Source organism: Pseudomonas sp. 13B_2.1_Bac1, assembly GCF_025466155.1.
Lineage (GTDB): Bacteria > Pseudomonadota > Gammaproteobacteria > Pseudomonadales > Pseudomonadaceae > Aquipseudomonas > Aquipseudomonas aylmerensis.
This window is the reverse complement of sequence record NZ_JANLOH010000007.1, coordinates 26894-52054: the sequence shown is the minus strand read 5'-3', so window position 1 is coordinate 52054 and position 25161 is coordinate 26894. Positions and strand designations below refer to the sequence as shown.

The 25161-nt window shown below is 61.4% G+C and carries 21 protein-coding genes; 6 read left to right on the top strand and 15 right to left on the bottom strand.

The annotated features are described in order from the left end of the window. Window positions 1–93: 93 nt before the first annotated feature. The 6 genes from NTD80_RS01980 to NTD80_RS01955 form a co-directional block, all read right to left on the bottom strand. On the bottom strand, window positions 94–2619 hold the full coding sequence (locus NTD80_RS01980; protein ID WP_262131934.1) for an acyl-CoA dehydrogenase: 2526 nt from the start codon (window positions 2617–2619) through the stop codon (window positions 94–96). A gap of 281 nt (window positions 2620–2900) precedes the next feature. Then, window positions 2901–4340, bottom strand: a complete 1440-nt coding sequence (locus NTD80_RS01975; RefSeq protein WP_262131933.1) for an outer membrane protein transport protein — start codon at window positions 4338–4340, stop codon at window positions 2901–2903. 126 nt (window positions 4341–4466) lie between these two features. Further along, window positions 4467–4994, bottom strand: coding sequence for an alkane oxidation protein activator PraB (gene praB, locus NTD80_RS01970; RefSeq protein ID WP_213553919.1), 528 nt, complete (start codon window positions 4992–4994; stop codon window positions 4467–4469). 124 nt (window positions 4995–5118) lie between these two features. Next, entirely contained in the window at window positions 5119–5613 is a 495-nt protein-coding gene (gene praA, locus NTD80_RS01965) for an alkane oxidation protein activator PraA (protein WP_065907845.1), read from the bottom strand. 133 nt (window positions 5614–5746) lie between these two features. Continuing rightward, a complete protein-coding gene (locus NTD80_RS01960) occupies window positions 5747–7027 on the bottom strand; it encodes an alkane 1-monooxygenase (RefSeq protein WP_262131931.1) in 1281 nt (426 codons plus the stop codon). A 306-nt stretch (window positions 7028–7333) separates the two neighbouring features. Further along, window positions 7334–8332, bottom strand: coding sequence for an alpha/beta fold hydrolase (locus NTD80_RS01955; protein WP_106803608.1), 999 nt, complete (start codon window positions 8330–8332; stop codon window positions 7334–7336). Window positions 8333–8607: 275 nt separating this feature from the next. On the opposite strand from NTD80_RS01955, the gene NTD80_RS01950 reads away from it, so the two are divergent. The 3 genes from NTD80_RS01950 to NTD80_RS01940 are packed head-to-tail and all read left to right on the top strand — an operon-like array spanning window position 8608 to window position 11882. Further along, on the top strand, window positions 8608–10146 hold the full coding sequence (locus NTD80_RS01950; RefSeq protein WP_262131930.1) for a flavin-containing monooxygenase: 1539 nt from the start codon (window positions 8608–8610) through the stop codon (window positions 10144–10146). Then, window positions 10143–11033 carry an SDR family NAD(P)-dependent oxidoreductase gene (locus tag NTD80_RS01945; protein ID WP_262131929.1) on the top strand — a complete coding sequence of 297 codons (891 nt, stop codon included), beginning with the start codon at window positions 10143–10145 and terminating at the stop codon, window positions 11031–11033. Before NTD80_RS01950 ends, NTD80_RS01945 begins: the two co-directional genes overlap by 4 nt. Window positions 11034–11048: 15 nt before the next feature. Further along, on the top strand, window positions 11049–11882 hold the full coding sequence (locus NTD80_RS01940; RefSeq protein WP_262131928.1) for a metal-dependent hydrolase: 834 nt from the start codon (window positions 11049–11051) through the stop codon (window positions 11880–11882). Here NTD80_RS01940 and NTD80_RS01935 read toward each other — a convergent pair. Continuing rightward, a complete protein-coding gene (locus tag NTD80_RS01935) occupies window positions 11879–13954 on the bottom strand; it encodes an EAL domain-containing protein (protein WP_262131926.1) in 2076 nt (691 codons plus the stop codon). The two genes, NTD80_RS01940 and NTD80_RS01935, sit on opposite strands and share 4 nt — an antisense overlap. Window positions 13955–14201: 247 nt before the next feature. Here NTD80_RS01935 and NTD80_RS01930 point away from each other — a divergent pair, with 247 nt between their 5' ends. From NTD80_RS01930 to NTD80_RS01920, 3 genes are all read left to right on the top strand, one after another. After that, the gene (locus NTD80_RS01930) at window positions 14202–15521 is read left to right on the top strand and encodes a serine hydrolase domain-containing protein (protein ID WP_262131924.1); all 1320 of its coding nucleotides are present in this window, start codon (window positions 14202–14204) and stop codon (window positions 15519–15521) included. A gap of 94 nt (window positions 15522–15615) precedes the next feature. Next, window positions 15616–15861, top strand: a complete 246-nt coding sequence (locus NTD80_RS01925; protein WP_262131922.1) for a hypothetical protein — start codon at window positions 15616–15618, stop codon at window positions 15859–15861. 28 nt (window positions 15862–15889) lie between these two features. Next, window positions 15890–16225, top strand: a complete 336-nt coding sequence (locus NTD80_RS01920; RefSeq protein WP_262131921.1) for a DUF6388 family protein — start codon at window positions 15890–15892, stop codon at window positions 16223–16225. A gap of 1 nt (window position 16226) precedes the next feature. Here the strand turns inward: NTD80_RS01920 and NTD80_RS01915 are convergent, their stop codons facing one another. From NTD80_RS01915 to NTD80_RS01880, 8 genes are read right to left on the bottom strand one after another with little or no spacing between them, the layout of a single operon-like run. Beyond that, on the bottom strand, window positions 16227–17069 hold the full coding sequence (locus NTD80_RS01915; RefSeq protein WP_262131919.1) for a serine/threonine-protein kinase: 843 nt from the start codon (window positions 17067–17069) through the stop codon (window positions 16227–16229). Continuing rightward, window positions 17066–17779 carry a PP2C family protein-serine/threonine phosphatase gene (locus NTD80_RS01910; RefSeq protein ID WP_262131916.1) on the bottom strand — a complete coding sequence of 238 codons (714 nt, stop codon included), beginning with the start codon at window positions 17777–17779 and terminating at the stop codon, window positions 17066–17068. Before NTD80_RS01910 ends, NTD80_RS01915 begins: the two co-directional genes overlap by 4 nt. Beyond that, window positions 17776–21138, bottom strand: coding sequence for a type VI secretion system membrane subunit TssM (gene tssM, locus NTD80_RS01905; RefSeq protein WP_262131915.1), 3363 nt, complete (start codon window positions 21136–21138; stop codon window positions 17776–17778). Before tssM ends, NTD80_RS01910 begins: the two co-directional genes overlap by 4 nt. Window positions 21139–21153: 15 nt before the next feature. Next, window positions 21154–22017 (bottom strand): type IVB secretion system protein IcmH/DotU, encoded by an 864-nt coding sequence (gene icmH / locus NTD80_RS01900; RefSeq protein WP_262131914.1) that lies wholly within the window; start codon window positions 22015–22017, stop codon window positions 21154–21156. 5 nt (window positions 22018–22022) lie between these two features. Then, window positions 22023–23351 carry a type VI secretion system baseplate subunit TssK gene (gene tssK, locus NTD80_RS01895; RefSeq protein WP_262131913.1) on the bottom strand — a complete coding sequence of 443 codons (1329 nt, stop codon included), beginning with the start codon at window positions 23349–23351 and terminating at the stop codon, window positions 22023–22025. A 1-nt stretch (window position 23352) separates the two neighbouring features. Beyond that, the gene (gene tssJ, locus NTD80_RS01890) at window positions 23353–23832 is read right to left on the bottom strand and encodes a type VI secretion system lipoprotein TssJ (RefSeq protein ID WP_262131911.1); all 480 of its coding nucleotides are present in this window, start codon (window positions 23830–23832) and stop codon (window positions 23353–23355) included. 5 nt (window positions 23833–23837) lie between these two features. Next, window positions 23838–25007, bottom strand: coding sequence for a type VI secretion system-associated FHA domain protein TagH (tagH, locus tag NTD80_RS01885; RefSeq protein ID WP_262131910.1), 1170 nt, complete (start codon window positions 25005–25007; stop codon window positions 23838–23840). 16 nt (window positions 25008–25023) lie between these two features. Continuing rightward, on the bottom strand, window positions 25024–25155 hold the full coding sequence (locus NTD80_RS01880) for a type VI secretion protein (protein ID WP_120448844.1): 132 nt from the start codon (window positions 25153–25155) through the stop codon (window positions 25024–25026). Window positions 25156–25161: the final 6 nt, after the last annotated feature.

Genomic DNA, 25161 nt, shown 5'->3' with positions numbered 1-25161 from the left:
GGGGTGGGGGCCTCGGGGTTCAAACAGTCAAGCCGAGCCGCTGCCATCGCAGGCAAGCCAGCTCCCACACTGAGCGTGTTCATTCAGTACCACTCAATTGACCGAGGCGTTTTCACCCTGGCTGGACTTGCGCTTTGCCGGCGGTTCCAGCGCTTGCTTGCGCTGTTGCAACGCCTCCAGCAAGCCAAAGTCCTGCGGGAAATCGTCCACCTGGATGCCGTGATCGGCGTATTCCACGTAGCGCCCCAGCAAGCTGTCTTCGTCGTCGCTGATCAGGTCCAGCGCCCGCGCCTTGACGCGCCAGGCGGTGAAGGCCGTGGCGGAGATCGGCATCGGCTCGATCAGCCCCTGCTTGACCGCAGGCTTGAGGCGAGCATCGATCAGCTCGACTTGCGGCAACAGGCGGAAACCGAGTTCGCCGTAGGCCAGCTTGTCGATTTCCGGACGCGGGATGTAGGAATTGGCCAGCAGACGGTCGCGGGTTTCGCCGGGGGTCTGCACCACATCGGCCACCTGGGCCAGCAGGCGATCCGAGGGCTTGTGCAGGGGAATGCCGAACGGGAAACTCAAGCCTCGCACCACTGCGGCGGCGGCTTTCGACGGGTAGTTGTCGAGCACTTCGGCCAGCGCTTCGTGGGCGCGCAACAACGCGTCCTGCGCTGCCCAATGCACCAACGGTAAATCCGCCTGGGGCCGACCGTCGTCCTCGAAGCGCTTGAGTACGCAGGACAGGATGTACAGCTGCGAGAGAATATCGCCCAGGCGCCCGGTAATACTTTCCTTGCGCTTGAGGGCACCGCCCAGCACGCCCATGGAAATATCCGAGATCAGCGCCAGGACCACCGACAGGCGATTGGCCTGGCGATAGTAGGACGCCAACGCCGGGTCGGTCTTGGCCGGGGCGGAAATCAGCCGCCCGCCCGTCAGGGCATGCACCGCCGCACGCACGGTATTGGCCAACACAAAGCTGATATGGCCGAACATCGCGCTGTCGAAATCTTCCAGGGCCTTGCGCCGGTCCGGGTGGCGCGCCGCTTCCATCTCGCGGAACACATAAGGATGGCAGCGGATAAGGCCCTGGCCAAAGATGATCAGGCAGCGCGTCATGATGTTCGCGCCTTCCACCGTGATGGCGATGGGGCTCTGCTGGTAGGCGCGCGCCAGGAAGTTATTGGGCCCCATGCAGATGCCCTTGCCGGCGACGATGTCCATGCCGTCGTTGACGATAATCCGCGCCCGTTCGGTGACGTGGTACTTGGCGATGGCCGAGATCACCGACGGTTTCTCACCGGCGTCCAGGGACGCCACCGAGACCTTGCGCACCGCATCGCAGGCATACAAGTGCCCGGCCATGCGCGCCAGCGGCGCCTGCACGCCTTCGAACTTGCCGATGGGCAGGCCGAACTGCTTGCGCATCGCCGCGTAGGCGGTGGTGCCGCGCACTGCGACCTTGCCCAGGCCGACGTTGGCCGAAGGCAGGGAGATCGCGCGGCCGGCGGCCAGGCATTCCATCAACATGCGCCAGCCGTTACCGACTTGCTCGCGGCCACCGATCACCCATTCCAGTGGGATGAAAACATCCTTGCCGGTGGTAGGACCATTCTGGAACACCGCGTTGAGCGGCCAGTGGCGACGGCCACTATTGACGCCTGGGTGCGACGTCGGGATCAGCGCACAGGTGATGCCGAGCGAACCGGGAGCGCCTAACAGGCCTTCCGGGTCTTCGGCGCGAAACGCCAGGCCAAGCACCGTGGCGATCGGGCCCAGGGTGATGTAGCGCTTGTCCCAGGTCACGCGGAAACCCAGTACTTCCTGGCCTTCATGCGTGCCTTTGCAGACGATGCCCAGGTCGGGAATCGCCCCGGCGTCCGAGCCCGCATACGGGCTGGTCAGGGCAAAGCACGGGATGTCTTCACCCCGCGCCAGGCGCGGCAGGTAGTAATTGCGTTGGGCATCGGTGCCGTAGTGCAACAGCAGCTCGGCCGGACCGAGGGAGTTGGGCACCATCACCGAGATCGCGGCCGCCGAGCAGCGCGTCGACAGCTTCATCACCACCTGCGAATGCGCATAGTGGGAGAAGCCTTTGCCACCGTACTGCTTGGGAATGATCATGCCGAGGAAGCCGGCGTCCTTGGTGTACTGCCAGCCTTCGGGCGACATGTCCTGCCAGACCTGGGTGGTTTCCCAGTCGTTGGCGATGTCACAGAGGGTTTCCACCTCATTGTCGAGGAAGGCTTGCTCCTCCGCGCTCAGGCTGGCCGGCGCAGCTTGCAGCAGGCGCTGCCAGTTGGGCTTGCCGCTGAACAGCTCGGCGTCCCACCACACGGTGCCGGACTCGATAGCCGCGCGTTCGGTGTCGGACATCGCCGGCATGATCGTACGAAACAGGCCGAGGGCCTTGCTGGTCAACAGCGTGCGGCGTAGCGGTTTGAGGGTCATCAGCAACGCCGGTAACACCACCAGCACCGCCGCGACGGTAGCGCCGAACGCCGCCACCACGTTGAAAAGGTAACCAATCGCCAACCAGACCAGGCCAGCGCCCAACCACAGGGTGGCAGCGGCTTGTCGATACGCCAGGGCAATCGCAGCTGCGAAACCCACCAATAACCAGATAACCATGGGATACCTCGACTCGATTCAGGGCGTGGTTTACGTGCGGAAGGTCGGATTGACCTGCGGCGTAAAGCCACACTACAAACTTGGAAAGCTAAATTCAAATTTTGTTTTGAAATTTTTATTTAATGCTTGGGCGAAAAAATTGGCGGCTGAATGGGTCAGCCTGATGGGTTGATGGGATCAGAAAATCGGAACGGGTCGCGTGGGCAACCCGTCGATGCGTCATCCATATGCAGCACAACAGAAAGATGCGCTAACTGCTGGCAAATATGAATGTGGCCGGATCAAAACTCGTAAGTTGCAGATACGCTAACCACATCACCACGCGCCTCTGACTTGCCATCGAGGCTGGCCCCTCCAAGGCGATCCACGTTTTTAGTCCTCAGCTTGACGGTCTCCACGAATTGATGGGAATAAGCACCGTCGACGCTCAAGCCTGGTATTGCACGGACTTTGTAGCCCAAGCCCAGGGACACGAACGTGCGGTCACCGTCCGGAATACGCGGGTCACGGGTGGCGTCCGGCGTAGGCGTCTGGTCAAAAGAAATACCGCCACGCACGGTAAAGTCGTCAGTCAGTTTGTAGTCGGTGCCGTATGAGAATTGCCATGCATCTTTGTAGCGATAGGGAATCGAAACGATGGTGCTGCCTTCGGACTTGAGGGTCAGCGCTTTGAATGATGACCAATCCGTCCAGGTCGCGCTGAAGCCAACACCCCAACGATCATTGAATTGATGTACCCAATCGAAGGATGCGGTAGCCGGGATATCCAATTGGGTAGAGGCCTTGGCTCCATCGGGGTAGAGGTGCAGGCCTGGGTAGGCCATTTCCACCAGGGTTTTACCGTCAAGAACAGGCGTGGTCATGAGCAACCGAGATTGTTCGTCGGCGTAGATGTTGTATTTGCCCTCTAATTTATTCTTTATTTTCGCGTGGTAATTCAGGCCCAGCGTGTCCTGACTGGTCGGCTTCCAGGCGATACCGGCGAACCAGCCCAGCGATGTATTGTCGACTTTGACGCGCATCAACGAAAAGCCCTGACCCGCAGCAAAGGGCGTAAAACCGAAGTCCGCAGACTGTGCCGCTGCGGCATACAAGTCGACGTTCTGGCTTACAAAACCAGAGGTGTGCTGAAGAATTGCACCGCCCCCAACGGAGAACTCGTCTGTGACTTTAAACGACAGCGAGCCAGTCAGTGCAACCGTCTCGATCTTCGTATCAACCGCGAAGTCCCTGCCTTTCCAATCATTGTCGTAGCTTGTCCTCGCCCCCATCGGGACGACCTGACTCAGACCGAAGTTCAGGCGATCATTAATTGGCATGACCATGAAGCCGGTAGGCACCCATGCCTCAAAACCCGCCTGGCCCCCATCTCCCGTTCTAGTGCTGTAGATCGGATTGAAGTCGGGATCCAAAACCGTGGCCGACGTAGGCCGACCAGAGTAGTCGTACGCGTTACCCTTATATTTGATATCGATATTTGCGTAGTTGAGCGTGAACTGGGAAATGTTCTTGTCGATAAATGCCATGGCAGCGGGGTTGTTATAGGCCGATGACGGGTCGTTCTTGAACAACGAACCACCACCAAATGCGCGCCCCCAGCCGGCGGCGTTTGTCGTCGGCGTCATGAACGCTCCCGCCTGGGCCGAACCGGCAGCCACCATGAATCCACTGAGCAATGCCAGGCTCAGGAATGTTTGTGCCTGTTGTTTCTTATTATTCATGCTCCACTCCTTATTGTTTTTATACCGCCCCAGCGGGTAAATACCGATGGTTTGTCGCAACAGATGCCTCTTGCGAGGCACCTGTCTTTGCCGTGGGTGATCAGCCCAGAGTGCTCTGCGGGACGATTAAGGAACGATCTGCAGCAGCGGCGATGTGGTCACCGTTACACTCAGGCTTTGAAGGGTGCAGGACGAACCGAGAGGCTGGCTTGTCGGGCTGGTGGTCAACACGCCAGTGCTGTTGTTGTAGGCCACCGTAACGGTCGATGGACCGCAGTTGGACGCTGGATACAACACGGTGGCAGGAATGGTGTAACCGACGTTGGTGACATTCCCGCCGCCTGAAGTACCACTCAGGGATGTAGCCGTCAGTGTCCATGGCACACCCGTGATTTGAGGCAGCTTGCACAGGCTGTTGCTACCCGACACGGTGACTTTGGTGATACTCGCAATTCCCACATCGTTTACAGAACCATCAAACTTCACGTCACACGTAATGGGCAACTGAAAAGAAGAGGGTGACTTCACAGTAAGTGAACCGGACGCGGAAAAATTACTGCTGATCGGAGCGATACTCACAGCATTGGCCATCGAAGCAGCACCCATGCAAACAGCCAAAGCAGACAACGACACGAGGGTTTTCAAACTTTTCATTGTTTTTCCTCACATGTTATGGCGAGTCATTTCGCCAGGGGTAATGGCCATGAACGAGAGGTCACGGTGAAACAAAGCGGAACTTCCCTTTCCAGCCAAATCTCAATTCAATTACCGCAGCACGTTATTCAACAACTTTGAAGTTCGGCGGCATCTTGATCGACACCGTCTTGATCTTGCAGTCTTCGCCAATCGGTACATTGGCCGCCTCCAACTTGCCGGTAGCGTTATCCCAGGTGCCATCGGCCGTGGAAGGGCCGCACTTGCCGCCCAGGCCGAAGGCGTGGACATCTACGCTGATCTTCGACATGGAGCCACTCTTGGTGTCTTTGGCAATCAACACCCAGGGCAAGTTGGTGGCTTCGACACGGCTGCACTTGAGGCCGCCATCGAATTCAACTTTCTCAACATCCACCGATGACCCATCGGCCGCAACTTTGCCGGCCACCTTGATGGTGCAATCGGCGCTGATCAACGCGCCCTTGGAAAAACTGATCGGGCCTTGGGCGGTAAAGGCACTGCCGGCCGGTTCGATGCGGGCGGCCTGGGCCTGGTGATAGGCGATAAGCCCCAGCGCAGCCAATACGATGTGGGTGGTGAACTTGGCAGGTGATTGCATGGTGTACGTCCTTCCCTTTAATTATTTTTGTTCGGGTCAAACAACTTACGTGCAACTGATCTGAAAAAACTCGGGCGATAGAGGCCTGCGCGGCACGCAGGCCCCGAGTACGCCAACAACATGTTACTTACACTTAGAACGGTGTAGCGCTGTTGCTGTACTTCTCCAGGTACTTCAACCGTTGTGAGGGCTGAAGGTTGGTCAGGAAAATATCCCCGGCGTAATGATTAAGTACGCGGTGGTCCATGCGACGGCGCCACAAGTACGGCACATACGCCCAGACAATCATGCTCGCATACCCATAGGGAAGTTGCGGTGACTCATCAAAGTGTCGCAACGACTGGTAACTGCGTGTCGGGTTGGCATGGTGATCAGAGTGCCGCTGAAGTTGGAACAGGAAGATATTGGTGACAATACGGTTACTGTTCCAGGAGTGCCGAGGCGAACAACGTTCATACCGGCCATTGGGCAACTTCTGGCGTTTAAGGCCGTAGTGTTCCACGTAGTTCACCACTTCCAGCAGGGAGAAGCCGTAGATGCCCTGGATGATCAGGAAGGGAATCACCGCCGCCCCGAGCCAGTAGATCATCGCCCCCCACAACACCACGCTGTACATCCAGGCACTGAGCACAGCGTTCTTCCAGTGCCAGGCCGGCAGGCCGAGTTTGCGCAGGCGCTCGCGCTCCAGGTTCCAGGCCGAGCGTGCGCTGAACCACACCGAGCGCGGCAGGAAAGCCCAGAAGCTTTCACCCAGTCGCGAACTGGCCGGGTCTTCCGGTGTGGCGACACGCACGTGATGGCCACGGTTGTGTTCGGTGTAGAAGTGCCCGTAGAAGGTCGGCGCCAGGGTGACCTTGGCGAGAAACACTTCAAGCGCGTTGGGCTTGTGCCCCAGTTCATGGGCGGTGTTGATTGCAATACCGGTGGCGGCGCCGGTCGACATCGCCATGCCTAGATAGGTGAACCAACTCGGCTCGCCATGCAACTGAGTGCGTGCGGTGATGTAGTGGGCAGCCTGCGACAGCCAGCCGGTCGGCTCCAGGCTCGCGGCGGCCTGTACCAGACCACCCTGGATGATCCACTCGATACCGCCTGCAGCCAGCCAGCCGGTGACCACCACCGACGAAATCACAAACAGCACGCCGGTGTAGACGATCCAGCGGTAATAGCTCTGGGACTCCAGGCTGCTGACGGCTGATTCGGGCGGGTTGCTGACGTCTTCACCGAGCAGGCCGTCGATCAGTGGGATCAGGCCGAAGATCACCAGCACGCCGACCCACCACAGTTGCTGGATACCGGTGGTGATCGCCAGGGCGCCAGACAACAGCGGAGTGGCCAGCGGCATGATCCCCAGCCACCACAGGTGACGCTTGCCGTCGGTCCATACGCTTGGGGCTGCCAGTGTCTGATTCATGGCAGCCTCCGGATGAGGCGGGTTGGCAGGGTTACAAAAAACTGGTTCAGGGAGCGATGGATGCTCCGGGAATTCAACCATGCGATAAAAGACGTTTTTTTCATTTTTATTCGCTCTTAGGCATTTCAAAAATCATTTCAAAATAAATATTGAAATATTTTTTTAAATAAATAGCGCGGAATCGATAGGTCGTCAACTACTTTTTCGAGGCCTTTTTTACGTGACTGAGCAGTCTCTTTTTCAGCCGTTTGGTCAGGTCTCTAGAGCAGGCATTCCGGACGTTCGAACCCGCAACGTGAGGCATGACTATTTGCTCGCCAACGCAAAGGACGGCTGCAGAATCGTCGCGGTTTCGCCGGGTCGCATGCGCTTGGCCAGGTGCTGCACCGCTTCGACCACACGCGCCGTGGCAGTGATCGGCAGCATATGGCCGCGCCCCTCCACCACCTGCATCTTCAAGCCCGGCACCTTGTCGGCGAGTGCCTGGCCGTGCTGACGAAAGTCCAGCACCTTGTCCCGGGCCCCGTAGATCAGGCTGATGGGCAGCGTCAGCTGCGGGTAGCGCTTGACCATGCCTGGCAGGTAATCATTGACCAGCGCAATCTCGCTGGAGGCGGCGTAGAAGTTGTCCGGGCGCATGCCCAGCAGCCCGCCGCCACGGGTGGCGAAATCCTCCGGGGCCGGATCGGGCGCGAACACGCCCTTGACCACTGCACGGCGGGTCAGCAGGCCCATCGGCACGGTGAGGGTGTGCGACACCCAGCGACGCAGCCAGGCAGGGCGTACTGCCAGCGACCAGAACACCAGCGGCAAGGTCGGTTGGGGATGGGTCAGCGGTGCGACCAGGACCAGGCCCGATACGGCGTCGGGATGGTCGAGGGCCAGCGCCAGGGAAATCGCCCCGCCGAGGGAATGTCCCAGCACCAGGGGTTTATCCAGGCCCAGCGTGTTGATAAACGCCGCAACTTGTCGCGCCTGGGCCGGCAGGTCGGCAGCAGTGCCGGCATGTCGGGTGGAATAACCTGACCCCGGACGATCGAGGGTGATCACCCGGAACTGCTCCCGCAACTGCCCGGACAAGGCATAGGTCAAGTTGCGACTGCTGCCCATCAGCCCGTGAATCATCACCAGCGGCGGGCCTTTACCCTCTTCTACATAATGAAAGCGCTCGCCGTTGACCTCCACGAAGCGCCCGTTGATCGGAACAGCGGCTTCAATACGCCGTGTCATCCAGGCACTGACGCCCCACAACAGCGCGCTCACGCCGATAAACACCGCCGCAGCAATCATCCATTCGACAGCCATAGCTCGGTCCTCTGCTTCCCTGCTGCCGGGAACCTGACCGGAATTGATCAGGCCTCGGCCTATCGTCCAACCCTGGACCTAAACTACGTGCAGACCCTGCTCGTCCGTCGGACAAGTCGCACATGAGGAGCCAGTGACTAGCGTAGGCGATATTTTCAGGTAGATTATTTAAAATCTTTTTTAAAATAAATAATTCAATTTTCCTTTGCAATGGTGTTCTATCTAAAAGACAAAACAAAAACAGGAGCACATCCGATGCCTACGAGGGCCTGCCTATGAATGCCCACAGTGATTTGATCGATATCGCCATCATCGGCTCAGGCTTTGCCGGCCTGTGCATGGCCATCAAGCTCAAGGAAGCCGGCTTCACCGACTTCTTTATCGCCGAGCAGGCCGAGACCCTCGGCGGCACCTGGCGAGACAACCACTACCCGGGCTGCGCCTGTGATGTGCAGTCGCACGTGTATTCGTTTTCGTTTGCGCCCAACCCGGACTGGACGCGGCAATTCGCGCCCCAAGCGGAAATCCGTGCTTACCTCGAACGCTGCGCCACGCGCTTCGAGCTCAAGCCCTACCTGCGCTTCGGCATGGGCCTGACACGCGCGGTCTTCGATGAACAGGAGCAACGCTGGCAACTGAGCTTCAATGGTGGTCGCCAGGTGAGTGCGCGGGTGCTGGTGTCGGGGATGGGCGGCTTGTCGCGCCCGGCATTGCCGGATATTCCAGGGCTGGAGAACTTCAAGGGCAAGCGCTTCCATTCCCAGCAGTGGGACCACGACTACTCGCTGAAAGGCAAGCGCGTGGCGGTGATCGGCACCGGCGCCAGTGCCATTCAGTTTGTGCCGCAGATCGCGCCACAGGTGGCTCACCTGGACCTGTTCCAGCGCACGCCGCCGTGGATCATGCCCAAGCCTGACCGCGCAATTACGCCGTCCGAACGCTGGCTGTTCAAGCACCTGCCTTTCACCCAGCGCCTGGTGCGCGGTGCGTTTTACTGGGCCCTGGAAGGCCGCGTGGTCGGCTTTGCGCTGCATCCGCGGCTGATGAAAATGGTGCAGAAAATCGCCCTGCGCCACCTGCACAAACAAGTCGCCCGCCCTTCCCTGCGCAAGACGTTGACGCCTGACTACACCATCGGCTGCAAGCGCGTGCTGATCTCCAATGACTACTATCCGGCGTTGTCGCGCAGCAATGTCGAAGTGGTGACCGACGCCGTGGCACGCATCGAAGCCGACGGCGTGATCACTGCCGACGGCATCAAGCACCCGGCCGATTGCCTGATTTTCGGCACCGGCTTCCAGGCCACCGATCCCCTGCCCCGCGACTGCATCATTGGGCGTAACGGCGTGGACCTGATGGACACCTGGCAGGACGGCGCCCACGCCTACAAAGGCACCACCGTGCCGGGCTATCCCAACCTGTTCCTGATTGTCGGGCCCAATACCGGCCTGGGGCACAACTCGATGATCCTGATGATCGAGGCCCAGGTCACTTACATCCTCGACGCGCTTCGGCAGATGCAACGCCATCGCATCGCCAGTGTGGACGTCAAGCTGGCGGTGGAAAGCGCCTACAACCAGCAACTGCAGGACAAGCTCAAGCGCACCATCTGGAACACCGGCGGATGCCGCAGCTGGTACCTCGACCCGCGCACCGGCAAGAACACCACCTTGTGGCCGGGTTCGACCTGGCGCTTCAAGCAGGTGACCCGCCAGTTTGCGCTCAAGGACTACGTGGCCAGCCTGGTGCCGATCAATACGCCGGCGCGTGCCGTCCAAGCGCCTCACTCCACTGCAGAAGGGAGCCTGTCATGAAGACCTTCAATGGCCGCGTGGCGGCAATTACTGGCGCCGCGTCCGGCATGGGCCGTGCCCTGGCCTTGGCCCTCGCACGAGAAGGCTGCCACCTGGCGCTGTCGGACAAGAACAGCCAAGGGCTGGAACAGACGCTGGAGATGATCAAGGCCTCGACCCTCTCACCCGTACACATCACCCTGCAGGTACTGGATGTTGCCGACCGCCAGGCCATGCAGGATTGGGCCGCGCGCTGTGTGGCCGAACACGGCCAGGTCAACCTGGTGTTCAACAATGCCGGGGTGGCCTTGTCGAGCACTGTCGAAGGCGTGGACTACGCCGACCTGGAGTGGATCGTCGGCATCAATTTCTGGGGCGTGGTCCATGGCACCAAGGCGTTCCTGCCGTATTTAAAAGCGTCCGGCGAGGGCCACGTGATCAACACGTCCAGCGTGTTCGGCCTGTTCGCGCAGCCCGGCATGAGCGGCTACAACGCCACCAAGTTTGCGGTGCGCGGCTTTACCGAGTCCCTGCGCCAGGAGCTCGACCTGCAGCGCTGCGGCGTCTCGGCCACCTGCGTGCACCCGGGCGGCATTCGTACCGATATCTGCCGCAGCAGCCGAATCGACGCGAACATGACCGGCTTTCTGATCCACAGCGAACAGCAGGCCCGCGCCGACTTCGAAAAACTCTTCATCACTGACGCCGACCAGGCCGCCAAGGTGATCCTGCACGGCGTGCGCAAAAACAAACGCCGCGTGCTGATTGGCCGCGACGCGTACTTTCTCGACCTGCTCGCCCGCTGCCTGCCGGCGGCGTACCAGGCGCTCGTGGTGTTGGCCAGCCGGCGCATGGCGCCCAAGCCGCGCACGCCAGTGTTTGAAACCAACGACGAGCCCAGACTCTGAACAGGAGCACGCACCATGTTGCCGATCCGTCGCGATATTCATTTCGACCTGCCTGCCGAGCGCATCACCAACTGGCACGAACAGGGCCCGTTCATCACGCATTTCTTCAACGCCCTGTCGCTGCTGTTTCCTCAGGGCGAGCTGTTTTTCATGGACAGCGTGCGCCATTACCGCCAGCGCATCGATGATCCGCAACTGAAGAAAGAGATCCAGGGATTTATCGGCCAGGAGGCCATGCACAGCCGTGAACACGTGGCCTACAACGACTTGTTGCAAGCGGCAGGCCTGCCCGCCCACACCCTGGACCGGCGCCTGAAATTCATCCTCGACCTGCAAAAGAAACACTTCGCGCCGTCGTTCAACCTGGCGATCACCATCGCGCTTGAACACTACACGGCGATGCTCGCGGAAATCCTGCTGAGCGACCCGTCACGCTTTGGCGACTCGCTCAAGGGCTACCGACAGATGTGGTACTGGCACGCGCTGGAAGAAACCGAGCACAAGGCCGTGGCCTTCGATGTGTGGAACCGCGTGATCAAGCCCGGCCCCAAACGCTACCTGCTGCGCACCGGCACCATGCTGACCACCACGGTGTTCTTCTGGCTGGTGGTGCTGGATTTCCACGTGCGCCTGCTGATTGCCGACCGCCAGTCCGTCGGATTCCTCAAGGGGTCCTGGCGCATGCTGAAGTTTCTCTACGGACCCAAGGGGGTTTTTCCACGGATGCTGGTGCCCTGGCTGCACTACTTCAAACCCGGCTTCCATCCCTGGGACCACGACAACCGCGCGCGCCTGGCGGCGATCGACGGCCTGGTCGAGGACATCGAACAGACCCGGCGCAGCTATTAAACCTTCGCCAGGTCCGCGCGCTCGCGTACAAAGCCTTGCAACTGATCGCCGGGCAGCGCCTTGCTGAAATACCAGCCCTGGATAATCAATTCGGTGCCGCCGTTCAGGAAAGCCAACTGCTCGGCGGTTTCCACCCCCTCCACCACCACGCCCAGGTTCAGCGCCTCGCAAAAGCGCAGCATGCCGGTCATCACCTGGGCGCCCTTGGGGTCGTGCTGGGCGACCACGAAGCTGCGGTCGATCTTGATAAAGTCCACCGGGAACTGGTGCAGGTAGCTCAACGCCGAAAACCCGGTGCCAAAGTCGTCGATATACACCTTGGCGCCAATGGCCTGCAGCTTCTGGATGATCTGGCGGGTAGCCTGGATGTCCGAGACCAGCGCGTCTTCGGTGATCTCCACCGAGACCTGGCCATGGGCCTGGGCCAGGATCTCCACCAGACGCTCGCCATAGGCGGCGTCGGTCAGGGTGGCGCTGGAAATATTGATGGTCATCGGCAACCCGAAGCCCAGCTTCTGCCACTTCTGGTATTGGCGCACCGCCTGGGACGCCACCCACATATCCACGTCCGGCATCAGCCGCGCCTGCGCCAGCCATTGCAGGAACTCCCACGGCGAATGCACGGTGCCCTGGGCATCGCGCGCGCGCATCAACGCCTCGCAACCGGTGCACAGCCCGGTCCGGGTCGAGACCTGGGGCTGGAATTCGAGGTAGAACTCATAGTCGCTGATCTGCTGGATATGGCTCAGCTCGCTGGCCTGGCGCGCCAGGGTCCGGTGGGACGCCAATACCGGGTCCAGTTCGCGCAGCCGGCCTTTTTCCTCCAGGCCACGGAAGGTCATGTCCAGGGACTTGAGGTAGACCGTGCCGCCTTCGGTGGCCTGGCGATGAATCGCCCGGACATACGGCGCGTACACCAGCGTGCCCAAGCCCAGCAGCGCGATTTGCAGCGCGACGGCCGCGACATCGCCGTGGGTGCTGAGGTAGGCGTTGAGCAGCACCGGTGCAGTGAACGGCACGCTCGCCACAGCCGGCGACACCCAACCCATTTGCACCACCGTCAGCGCCACCGTCGCATTCAGCGCGGGCACAATCAAAAAGGGTATGAACAGGCGTGGGTTGAGAATGATCGGCAAGCCGAACAGCAGCACCTCGCTGACGTTGAACAGCGACAGCGGCACACTCGCCATCGCCACCAGACGCATGGACTGGCTCTTGGAAAACAGCAGGATCGCCACCAGCAGGCACAACGCGCCACCGGAGCCGCCGATAAACGCAAAACAGCCCAGCAAGCCACCGTTCAGCACATACTTGATCGGCTCGCCCGCCGCCAACGCCGCACCGTTGAGGGCCACCGCCTGGTCGAGCACATTGAACAGCGGCTGCATCGCGTACACGCCGTGAATCCCGAAAAACCACAACAGCGAGTTCATCAGGGTCACGAATAAACCACTGCCGTAGGGCGACTCCAGCGCATCCAGCACTTGCGGCCCCTGGATCTGCGCGACGTAAGGAACCTGCAACAACAAGGACAGCACCACCACCAGCGCCAAGGCCGTGATCGCCCCGGGCAGCACCATATTGATCGTGCCCCTGAGGTTGTGCCCGACCAGGTCTTCGTTGACCAGGCGTGTCCAGCGGTACCGGTGCAGCCAGGCAATGGCCGGCACATTGAGCAGCGGCGAGGCGATGGCGATAAACAGCACGAACGTCGCCGAGGCCCGGGGGTATTCGCGCAGGATAAACGTCGCCACCACCACATGGGCGAGGCACAGGAATGCCACCGGCAATTGGGGCAGCCGATGCTGGATCGCCAACATGTAGCCGATGGACGCACCGACCAGCAGCGGAATCACCGAACTGATCTGGTTGTGCAGCGCAGCCAGGAACGCCACCACTTGTGGGTCGAAGCCCAGCACACGGGCGAACTCGGACAGGATCAGAAAAGCTGCCGAGACCAGCAGGCACGGCAGGATCCACAACAACCCTTCGCGGATCGCGCGCAGCGACTCGGTACTGGCCAAGGCGGCCAGACGTTGGGTAAAGAAAAGTTTGAACAGCGTTTGCGCCATGACCCGTCCCTCTGCCCATCGCACCCTGCCCGTGGTTGGCAGGCCGGAAAACCCTGCGTAACGCTACACGTCCTGATGCCGGGAGCGAAAGGCTTTTGCCGCGGCACACGCAACATTCCCCGCTCACGCTGTCCGTTGGCGCTTGTCGGGTACGGTCAGTTAGCCCATCCTTTGCCGTGTCAATCTCGAACGGACTCGAGCCCAGGCCTTGCTCCGTGTGTCTTACCCGCCATCAAGGTGCCTGTTGATGCGACGAATCCTGCCCCTCATGACCGGCGCGCTGCTGGGTCTTTCAACCACCGTGGCCAACGCTGCCGAAGCCAGCTTTCCCGACGCCCAAGCCAGTGACCCGGCCCGCCTCCAGTGGATGGTCGGTGCTCCGCCACCGCCGGAGCGAACCCTGCGGTTTGAAGATGGCAGCTATTTTCGCTTCCCGGCCATGCGCTGGAGCGTGGCGAACTTTCGTCAATTGATGCCCACGATCAATGTGTCCCGTGGGCTCGGTGCGAGCACAGCGTTGCCCCGGCGTCTCGACCCGCGCATCGACGAACTGCGCATCATCCCCAATGGCGCCAGCCAAGCGTTGACCTGGCGCCAGAGCCTGGATGCCACCTACACTGATGGCATTGTTGTACTGCACCGCGGGGCCGTGGTGTACGAGCGCTATTTCGACGTGTTGAAAGAAGACGGGCAACATGCGGCAATGTCTGTGACCAAATCGGTGATCGGCACACTGGGCGCCATGCTCGTCGCCGAAGGCACCCTCGATGCGCAGGCAAAGGTCGCGACTTATGTGCCTGAATTGGCGAACTCCGCGTTCGGCAGTGCCACGCTGGAGCAGGTGCTGAACATGACTACGGCGCTGGACTACAGCGAAGACTATGCCGACCCCACGGCAGAGGTCTGGGCCCATGCCCAGGCCGGCAATCCGCTGCCCAAGCCCAAGGACTACGTCGGGCCGCGCAGCTACTTCGAGTTTCTGCAAACCGTCAGGCAGCGCGGCGAACATGGACAGGCGTTCGGCTACAAGACCGTCAACACCGACGTGCTCGGTTGGGTGATCGCGCGTGCCACCGGCCGCAACGTTGCCCAACTGCTCAGCGAACGCATCTGGAGCCGCCTGGGCAGTGAACAGGATGCCTATTTCACCGTCGACTCCATCGGCACACCGTTCGCCGGTGGTGGCTTGAACGCCGGGCTGCGCGACATGGCGCGCTTTGGCGAGATGCTGCGTAACAACGGGCGCTACAACGGCGAGCAAATCGTGCCCGAGGCGGTGCTGAAAACGATTCGCCAGGGCGGCGACAAACAGGCTTTTGCCCAGGCAGGCTATAGTCAATTGAAAGGCTGGAGCTACCGCGCCATGTGGTGGATCACCCACAACCCGGATGGCGCCTTCATGGCGCGCGGGGTCCATGGCCAGAGTATCTATATCGATCCTGCGGCCGAGATGGTGATTGTGCGGTTCGCCTCCCATCCGATCGCGGCCAATGCGGCCAATGACGCCGTCACGTTGCCGGCGTACGAGGCCATGGCGCGTTATCTGTTGGCACAGCCGGGGGCTTGATCTGCGCCAGTTCAGGGCTGCGGAGTCGGCGCTACACTCGACGTGCTGTTCCTCCCGAAGGAGCGGGAGTCCGACATCAAGGAGGTTCGCTCATATGCAAGACAAACTTTTGCGCCCGTTACTGTTCAACGCCGTGCTCTGGCTGTGCGGGATCACACTATTGTTCACGGTCAGGGACATCATCGGACGGTTCAACGCCCCTATCGACGATGGCTTGCTGGACCTTGCCCTGGTGCTGGTCGCCTACGTGCTACTGTTTTTGCTGGAACCGATACGCTGCCGCATCAGCCGCCACATGCGAAAACGCGTACAGCGCCGAGCCCGTCGTCACACGCACTAAACACTACCAGTCCCACAGGAGTACACCTTTGTCACCACCCGGCGATAACCACCAGCTTGCACTGGACAGATTCTTGAGCGAACACCCGGACGTGGCCATGCAACTGGACACCCTCAACCCCTTGGCCGCCCAGGCCAAGGGCGAAACCCTGGCACAGTACCGAGCCGAACGGCTGCATGAAGCGTTCGAAGCAGAAGCCGAAAACCAAGGCCTGTTCGCCTGGGAGCTGACCCTCAAACTCACCAGCGACTCCAGCGAGGTCTTTGAAGCCCAGCGCCGCGAAGTGCACAAGGAGGTCGCGCAGATGGCCGGGCTGAGTTGGCACGAGTACTGCCAATTGCATGACTTTCCACCGGAGCCTTGAACTAGAGAAACCAGCGCCGCCGAGGGCCAGCCAGCGCCTCGCGCAACTCGGCGATGCTCACGTTCCGCTGCTCCGGATCGGCCGCAAGGGCTGAACGCAGCGCCGGCCAACAGTGCCTGGGCAAACGTCGTGGCCGTGGCAGCTGCTGATCAAGCTGCCGCCCGCCGAGGCGCTGCCCCTGGGCCAAGTCATACAGCACACACGCAGCGCCATACAGATCGGTACGGGTCGACAGTGCGCCACCGGCCATCAGTTCCGGCGCCGCATACGCTGGTGTCCAGGCGTTCAAGCGGCCCCGGCTCAAGCCCGGCAGCCCCGCCGCTTCCTGCGCTTCGGCGTAACCCAGGCCGAAATCGAACAGGCGCAGCCCCTGCTCTCCCAGCATGATATTGGCGGGTTTCACATCGCCATGCAGGATGCCTTGCCGATGGCTGCAGGCGAGCGCGTCGAGCAGTTGCAAGGCCAGGGGCTGCAGTTCATGCCACGGCAATCCTTGCGAGCAGCCCTTGAGCACACGATCCAGGGTCATGCCCTGCATCAGCTCCATAGTAAAGAATGCCAGCTGATGGACCGTATCGACCTCGAAAGCGAACGCCCGTACCACGTGGTCATGCCGCACGCTGCGGGTCAGGGCGAATTCGCTGTAGAGCAACACATGGGCATCGGAAGACGCGGACAATGTCTCGCCCAGCACCTTCAGCGCGATGCCGGCGCTGGGCTCGCCAAACGCCTCATGCAGCAGGTCGCGGGCACGATAGACCACGCCCATGCCCCCACTGCCGAGTATGCGCTCCAGTTGATAACGCCCCGCCAACAGATTCGGCAAGGCTGCAGCGACGCTCACGGCTGGATCACCACAGCGGTGAGGTCATCCCGCGCCGGCCCGCGCAACACGTCGGTGAACAAGCGCTCCACCACTTGCCAGGGTGCGTCCAGGCTCATGGCGCTGCCGAGTTGACCATGGCTGAGTCCTTGGTAGAGCCCATCGCTGCACAACAAAAACACATCGCCTGGGCGCGTGCGCAGTTCCAGGACCTCCAGGCTCAGCGGTCGGCGCGCGCCAATTGCACGGGTCAAGGCCCTGGCGCTCGGATGGGCCTGGGCCTGTTCCAGGCTCAGTTGCTGCGTGTCCATCAGTTGCTGTTGCAGCGAGTGGTCACGCGACAATTGGTACAGGCGCTGCCCACGCCACAGGTAGCAGCGGCTGTCCCCGGCCCAGATGCAGGCCGCACGGCTGGCTTCAAGCAGCAAGGCGACCACCGTACTGCCAACGATGCCCGGTTGCGCAAGCGCCTGGCCCAACTGACTGTCGAGCCCGCGCAGGCAAACCCGGACCGCCTCGATGCGTTGCTCGAAAGAGCCACCCTCAGGCAACGCCGCCAGGCTACTGATCACCCGCTGGCTGGCCACGTCGCCCGACTGGTGGCCGCCCATTCCATCCGCCACCGCCCAACAACCGGCCTGCGGTGCATCGAGAAACGCGTCCTCGTTGCGCGGGCGCGCCTTGCCTTGCAGCGTACGCCCGGCGCTGCGCCAGGCCGGTCGTTGGCTCACAATTGCTCCGGCAAGCGAAAGGTGCGCCAGGCCGCCATCTGGAACGGGCTGGGATTGCGCTGGCTGGTCAGCAGGTAATTGGCGCGCAGGCCGGCAAGGTCGGCCTTGATGATCTGCGCTTCCCTGCCGCTGGCCGGCTCACTCTGCATCAGATCGAACAGGCGAAACAGCGACCAGTCCCCATTGTTCTTTTCAATCCCCAGTGGCCGTTGCGCACCGCGCTCCAGCACCAGGCTGCTGCGCCGGTTGTCCGCCTCGCCAGGCCAATGAAAGGCCATCGGCACGATCGGACCATGACGGTATTCCAACTGCTGATCACCCACCTGCAGGATCGCCCGGCTCACCGCCTGGTCCAGGCTATAGGGCGCCAGGGTGAATCGAACCGCCCACTCCCCCTGCTCCTCGGTGAAAAAACCCTGGCGAATGATCTGGGCCTTGTTGAGTTGCTCCAGCAGTGAACGCGACATCGGCAGGCTGCGCCCATCCACGCTTCGCAAGCGGAAACGCGGACCCTCGACGCTGACGAAAGGCCGCAGGTAGCCCTCATGGAAGCGCGCCATAGCCCCCCGCGGTTTGAAAAACTCCTGGAAATCGCCCAAGGCAACATCACTGCCGGCATGCGCATTGAACGGGTATCGACGCTGGATCGCCTTGGCGTAAAAAGCGTAAACCTCACTGTGGTAACGCTGGTTCACGTGCCGATACGCGTCATCGAGCAGGTGACGCCAGGTCTGGTCAGCAATGCCTTCGACCCAGCCCTTGAGCGGCAACGGCAAGCGCGTAGCGGCATCGCGCAGGTTGCCCAACAGCGGCTGCTGCCCCTCCATGCGTTGCTTGACCAGTTTGAACGCGGCCTGCTCCGGCGAGCTTTCCCGGTTCAGCGCCGACAGTTGCAGGTGTAACTCATCGAGCAGGCGCAATGCCTGTGTGAGCTTGGCTCCTGGGTTTTGCGCTTCATCAAGCAGTTGATGCAAAGGCTCGAAGCGACGCTGTAGCGCGCGCCGGGCGGCATCGGGGACGACCTGCGCGAGCAAGGCGCCAGGCACTGCCACACCTGCTGCGCCCGCCTGCTGGCCGATCGCCTCAAGGCGTTCATGGATCGGCAACAGTTGAGTGTTTTCACGGACCTGCTGCAACAGCTGGACCCATGCAGACTGGGCTGATGTGAGGCTTGCAAGCTGGTCGGCCGTTTGCCTCAGGTCGTCGCTTTCCTGCAGCCGGATGCGGCTGAGGGCCTGGCTCCAGGCATCGGCATACTCACTGAAGTAGCGCTGCTCCAACGCCAGCATCAAGCTGCGCAAATCCATGGGACTGAGGTCGGTGCCCTCTCCGAGCACCCAGTTGTCCTGGGCGATTGCATTCACCAGTCGGGGGCCCTGCTTCTCGAAATACTGCAGGTATCTCTTGGTGTAGAAGCCGGGGATGGGCGGCTCCAGCGAGAAGAACACCTGACTCTCGGCCAACCGGTAAGGTTCGAGGTTGCTGGCCTGCTCGCGCAATGTCCGGTAGACCACGTCTGCCAGCGACTCACCGCGCAATACCTGCCGCGCCTGGGCCACGAGCGCCTCGTTCACGGGCACTGCGAACGATTGCTCCAGCAACCGCGCAAAGTGCTCATTCAACCGCGTCTGCACTGACATATCTCCGGCATAACGCGCAGACCACAGGCCAGCCAGATGCTCGGTCAACCAGCGGGTGTCGCGCCGCTCGCGCAGATTGAGCATCAGGTACGCGCGCAGGGTTTCCAGCAGTCGTTCACGCTCGCCAAGGCTGTTCTGCAACTGATCCTCCAGCAGGCGGCTCACCTGCGGCAGCAGTTGCTGAAGCAGGGTTTGCTCATAGGCGTTGGCCAACACCGGCCGACTCACCTGCCCCTGGTACAACCCGGCCCGATCCACCCAGCGCACCTCTGCCAACGGGGCAAACACCCGCGTCGCTGCCAGGCGATTGTCCAGCAGCGCCAGCAATACCAGGGTCTCGTCTGCACCGGGTGGCGTGGGTGGCGCAGGCTTGAGCAGCTCCGGCAGTTGCGCCAGGCGTTGATGGTTGAACGAATAACTGTGCCCCCACAACACCGCCGCAGCGCCGAGGACCAACGCTGCCGTCAACGCCAGCAATCCTTGGCGTCGTCGCAGGCGATGCCGTTCCGGAGCCTGCAGCCCGGCAAGGTCGGCGCCGGCAAAAATCACGCGATTGAACAGGGCTTGGACAAAATGCGCACGTACCTCGCTCGTCTTCGCACACGTCAGGTAGAACCCGTGCAACCCATTGATACGCTGGTAGCGATGAGCGGAAAACGCCGCCTCGACGAACAGGCACAAGCGCTCGCCGAGACGGGCAGCCTGCCGTGGGAAATCGAGAATCAGGCCACGTCGCTCGATGTTGCGCTCCTGGTGCAAACGCGGGATCAACTCCGCCCCAAGGCGTTGCAACAGTGCCTCGAACGCGGCTCTCACCTGGGCGATCTCCACGCCAGCCCCGTCGGTCTCCAGGCGCCCGCCAAAGACGTCCTCCGGGCCGTCGCCTTGCAGCACATCAAAGAATTCGGCAAAGCCCGCCAACCGGTCGGCCTGGGTCAACACCAGGTAAACCGGCACATCCACATGCAAACTTTGCTGGATGTCCTGCAGGCGGCTATGCACATGACGCGCCTGCATTTCCAGATCATGCTCAGTACTGCCCAGCAAGGTGTCCACCGACAACGTCACCACCACGCCATTGAGCGGCCGCGCCCTGCGCCGTGCCTTCAGCAGACCCAGCAATGTCGACCATCCGGCCGCATCCACTGAAGGGTCAGGCTGAGTCAGGTAGCGGCCGGCAGTCTCCACCAGCACCGCTTCGTCGGCGAAATACCAATCACAGCAGGAGGTCGCCCCCAGAGGGGCGGGCCCGGTTCGATCAAGCGGACCTTGCCGGCCACTGGCGGCCAGCAAGTGAGTCTTGCCGCTGCCCTGTTGCCCGATCAGCAAATACCAGGGCAACTCGCTGCGCCAACGCTCGCTGCGCTCACCGTAGCGGCGGGTGCTTTTCAGTGTCTGCAGCGCCTCCTTGAAGCGTCCTCGCACCTGCTGGCGTTCATTGCTGATCAGCCCTTGGTGCTGATGCTTCGCCTGGTGTTCCGGCTGGTTGAGCCGCGCCGAGCGGCGTGCATCCACCAACACCATTGCCAGCCCCCACAGCAGGAACAAGCCACTGATGGTCAGCAGGCGCGCCGTCGCACTGTGCCAGAAACGATAGTCATCGACGGCCAGCAATGGCCCGAAGCACCACACCAGCAGTGCGCCGGCGAACACCAGCAACAGGCTCCAGACCCAGATTTTGCGCAGCACCCTGCCCGCGCCCTTGAAGAATGCGTTCATTCCTTGCTCCCAGCGTTACAAGGGCGTTCGAGCCTGAGCCGACGCCAACAGTTGAAGAGGTTGCAGCACCGTCATGCGCTCCTTGCCCAGCACCCAGGCAAAACCCAGGTACATCGCCAGCACAGCGGCCAACCCTACGGCCAAGACCGCAGGGGTAGAGAGCATGCGTATTCGAGAATGGCGGCCCTGCGCTGCACCGGACGGTGTCGCCATCGAGGGACGATCGCCCCGCACATGCTTGATCTGTCGGTACAAGGCATCCCTTACCGAATCGAGCTGGGCCCCGCCTCGCTCCATGACACGGTATTTGCCTTCAAAGCCGATCGACAGGCAGAGGTACATCAACTCCAGCATCGCCACGTGCTTGAAGGGATCACGCGACAGCCGCTCGAGCAGCTGGAAAAATTTCTCGCCACCAAACGTTTCATTGTGAAAACGACTCAACAGGCTTATCCGCGGCCACTCACTGCGACTGCCCCACGCCGTGGTGACCACCGCCTCGTCAATCACACTGCACAACACATAACGCGCCGACATCACCTGGCCCGCCTCGCCGCCCTGTTGCAAGGCATGCGCCTCAAACATCGCCACGCCGGATGACAGCCGCTCATTGAGGGCCTGCAGGTTTTCACGCCCGGCGCTGGCCTTGAGCTGTACCACCTGCGACAACAGTTCCCACGCCGCCGCCAACAACACATTGGGGCCCATATTGAAGCGCTGGGCCTCCTGCAGGCGGGCGGTGTAGATCATCCGGTCTTCCAGTTGCTCGAAGCGCGGTGGCGAGGGAGCGTCCGTCAACGGCCCCTGCGCCGGTCCGAGCCCGTCGCGATCAAGCAGCACGGTTTTCTCATCCTGCGCGTATTCACTTTCCCTGTTCATGGCAGTCAGTTCCTGATGGCCCAGAAGTTGAGTTCCAGCTCGGCGAACTCGCCGCTGGCATGGAAGGCAAAACCACCCGACTGCTCCAACTGCGTGATGTCACGGGCACTGAGTTCGAGCATGAAATAGGTCTTGTTGGCGTGAAACGGAATCTGTCGCGGCGCCACCGGCAGTGGCTTGACCTTGATACCGGCGAGATGCAGGTTGACCAGTTCGCGGATGCGCTCCACAGGGCCGATCTTCAGGTGGGCGGGCAATCGATGGCGCAGCTCTTGCGCATCACACTGCGCGGCTGCCGCCAGAATAAACGTCGCCGTCCCGAGTAACTTGAGATCACTCACCGGGCAGACCAGCACCCCGTACTGGCGCGGTTGCAACACCAGCTCAATGGCATGCTGTTCGAGCACCGACGACAGCACGGTGCGCAAGCCGACCATCAAGCCGCGAAAGCTCGCACCCTGGTCGGCGTGCCGGTAATGCACGTCCCATTGCGCACGCTTGCTATCGGTCGCAAACGTCGATAGCTCGCCGAGTATCGAGAGCAACTCGCGGTACACCGCCTCTGGACGAACCTGGGTCTGGCCCAGGTAGTGACGCACAATCAATTCGGCGCGATTGATCAGTTGCAGCATCAGAAAGTCGCCGACCTGTGCGCCTGCGGAGGTGCCATTACCCTGGACGCGCGCGGCGATCGCATCGCCACGGCTTGCAAGGAGACTGATCACCTCCTTGACGCACGACGACACATAGCCGGCCTCGTGGAGATAGATGAACGTCGGGACAAAATCCGTGTCCAGCCGCACCCCGCCTTCGCGGCTCGAGTCCAGCAACTGGGCGACCTGCAGTTTCACGTAGCACGGGTCACTGGCCTGCTCCCCCAGGATCAGGCGCAGGTCCGGGCGTGCACAGTTGATCTGGCAGCGCGAGTCGACGCCAGCGTTGGAATCGCCAATCTCGGTTTCACAGGCCACATAGCGCGCCAGCACATCGACCTGCTCAGGGTTGCGCACTTCAATCTGATTCAAGGTCACCAAGGGCAAGGCCAGGTACACGGCTTGCGGGCCAGCGTCGGCGGGCACCTGCAAAACCAGGGGTTGCATCGCGCCGCTCAGCTCGAACAGGCTGCCGTCCGGCAATACACCGCTGGCCTGGTTGACCACCACCTTGCCCAGATTGAGGTATTGCAAGTCGACTTCCAGCGTGAGGAACCCCCAGGCATCACCGGCCAGTAACCGTGTGCGGTTGAGCTGCTGATGGTAGTAGCGATCGTTGTGCTGCAAATGCTGGGGCTTGAGCAGCATGCCTTCGCGCCAGATAACGTTATGCACCTGCATTTCAATCCTCCTGCCTGTCGGTGTGCGGGACGGCGAAACGAATACCGGTCTGGTCCAGCACCAGGTCGGCACGCGTCAGGTGCGCAGGCATGACCGGCAACACCAGCCGCCATTGCACATGGGGCAAATCACGATAGGCCGCCAGGATGCCGACGTAACGACTGTGCGACCCAACGCCAAGCTTGAGCGCCAACCGCTCCCCGGGCCGCAGTGTCAGTTCTTCGCTGCTGACCCAGTCTTTGGGGAGGGACTGTTCGGCCCGGCCATACAGGCTGAAAAAGTCGGCATGCTCGAATGCCACGGGATGCCGCAGCTCGAGCAAATGCACGACCACCGGCGAAGGACGGCCATGAAGATCGGGGTTGACCTCGTCGCTGGCCGTCAACGTCAGGTCCAGCTTGGTCAGGGTCGAAAAAGGCGACACGCTGCTGCAACCGACCAACAGGCCCAGCGCTACCACCATTGATGCAAATCGATACATGAACATCATCCCGGGTACGCCGCGTGCAGGGTGGAGATCAGGCGCACCTGCTCTGTGTAGGCTTTGGAAAAATCAATGCGCAATAGCGGCTCCTCCGGACAGGCCTCGTCGCTCAACCGACAGTAGTGGCGTTGGTAAGCGCGCCAGTGCGCGCCATCGGTGAGCAAACGGCGCGGCTTACCCTCGCGTTCGAAACACAGGAGCAGATGGCCTGGCGCAAAGCGCGCGAATGCGCTGCGCACGGCGGTACGACAAGCCACGACCAGGGCCAGTTGATGCACTTGCAATTCCTGCCACGCTTGGACGACCGCGCGCTCGGCCTGGCATTGGCGCGGATCGCCGCCGCCCAACAGCGACGCGAGGGCCGTCTGGGGATCGCCGCAGTCTTTCAAGGGGTTCTGACGCATCACCGGAGTGCAGCCATCCAGGCCCATCTCGGTGTACAGCTCGTCGCGGGTTCGCAGGCCTTGCTGCAAACCATCGATGGTTTGCCTGAGCAACCCGGCGGCCTTGATCGCCAGGGCTTCGCGCCCGGGAATATCGAGCATATCCAACTGCATGCCCAACGCACCGCCGAACTGCGCCCAGAAGGTCTCTGTGGTTGCCGGGGCAATCCTGTCGGGTGGTGGCGACTCAATCTCCCTGACCGGCTCAGCCCACTGAGGCACGACCAGGTGGTCATGGTCCACAGCCCGGTGATCCATCGAGTGACCGACCGCGTCTGTGCATGTGTCCAACGCGTCCAGCTCCGGCGATGATTCGCCACAGCGTTGTTCACGCTCCAGCGCTTGGAGCGGGTCCAACCCCAGGAATGCATCGTCGGGAATGGGTTGCCCCTGGACGCCTGGATGGCGCTGATGACCGATCAGCCGGGCTCGAATCTGCGTCGCGCCCAGTTGGTACACATCGCCCTCGTTGATCAACCGCGCCTGCCCCTTGCAGAGGCGCTCCACGCTGCCGGACACACCGATACCGTTGCTGCTGATATCGGTGAGGAAATAGCCACCGTCACGGTAGCTGACCAGGCCATGGTGACTGGAAATCAAACGCGCGGAGTCCGGAATGATCCAGTCACACGCCTTGCCACGACCGATAACGCCGCCGATGCCGTCAAACGTTTTGCGCGCCGGCAACTCACCCCTCGCGGCTTCACACACTTCAAGCACTAATTGCATTGCAGGACCTCCCTGTTCAATGGCCGCGACGGGCCGCCTGGGGATCACCCAACGGACGATAGTCAGCATCATCAAAGACATAATTGGCGTTGCAGCCACCCAGCAAACACAACACAAGCACCACGGCTTGCCACGAACGAAAAGGCATCAGGTT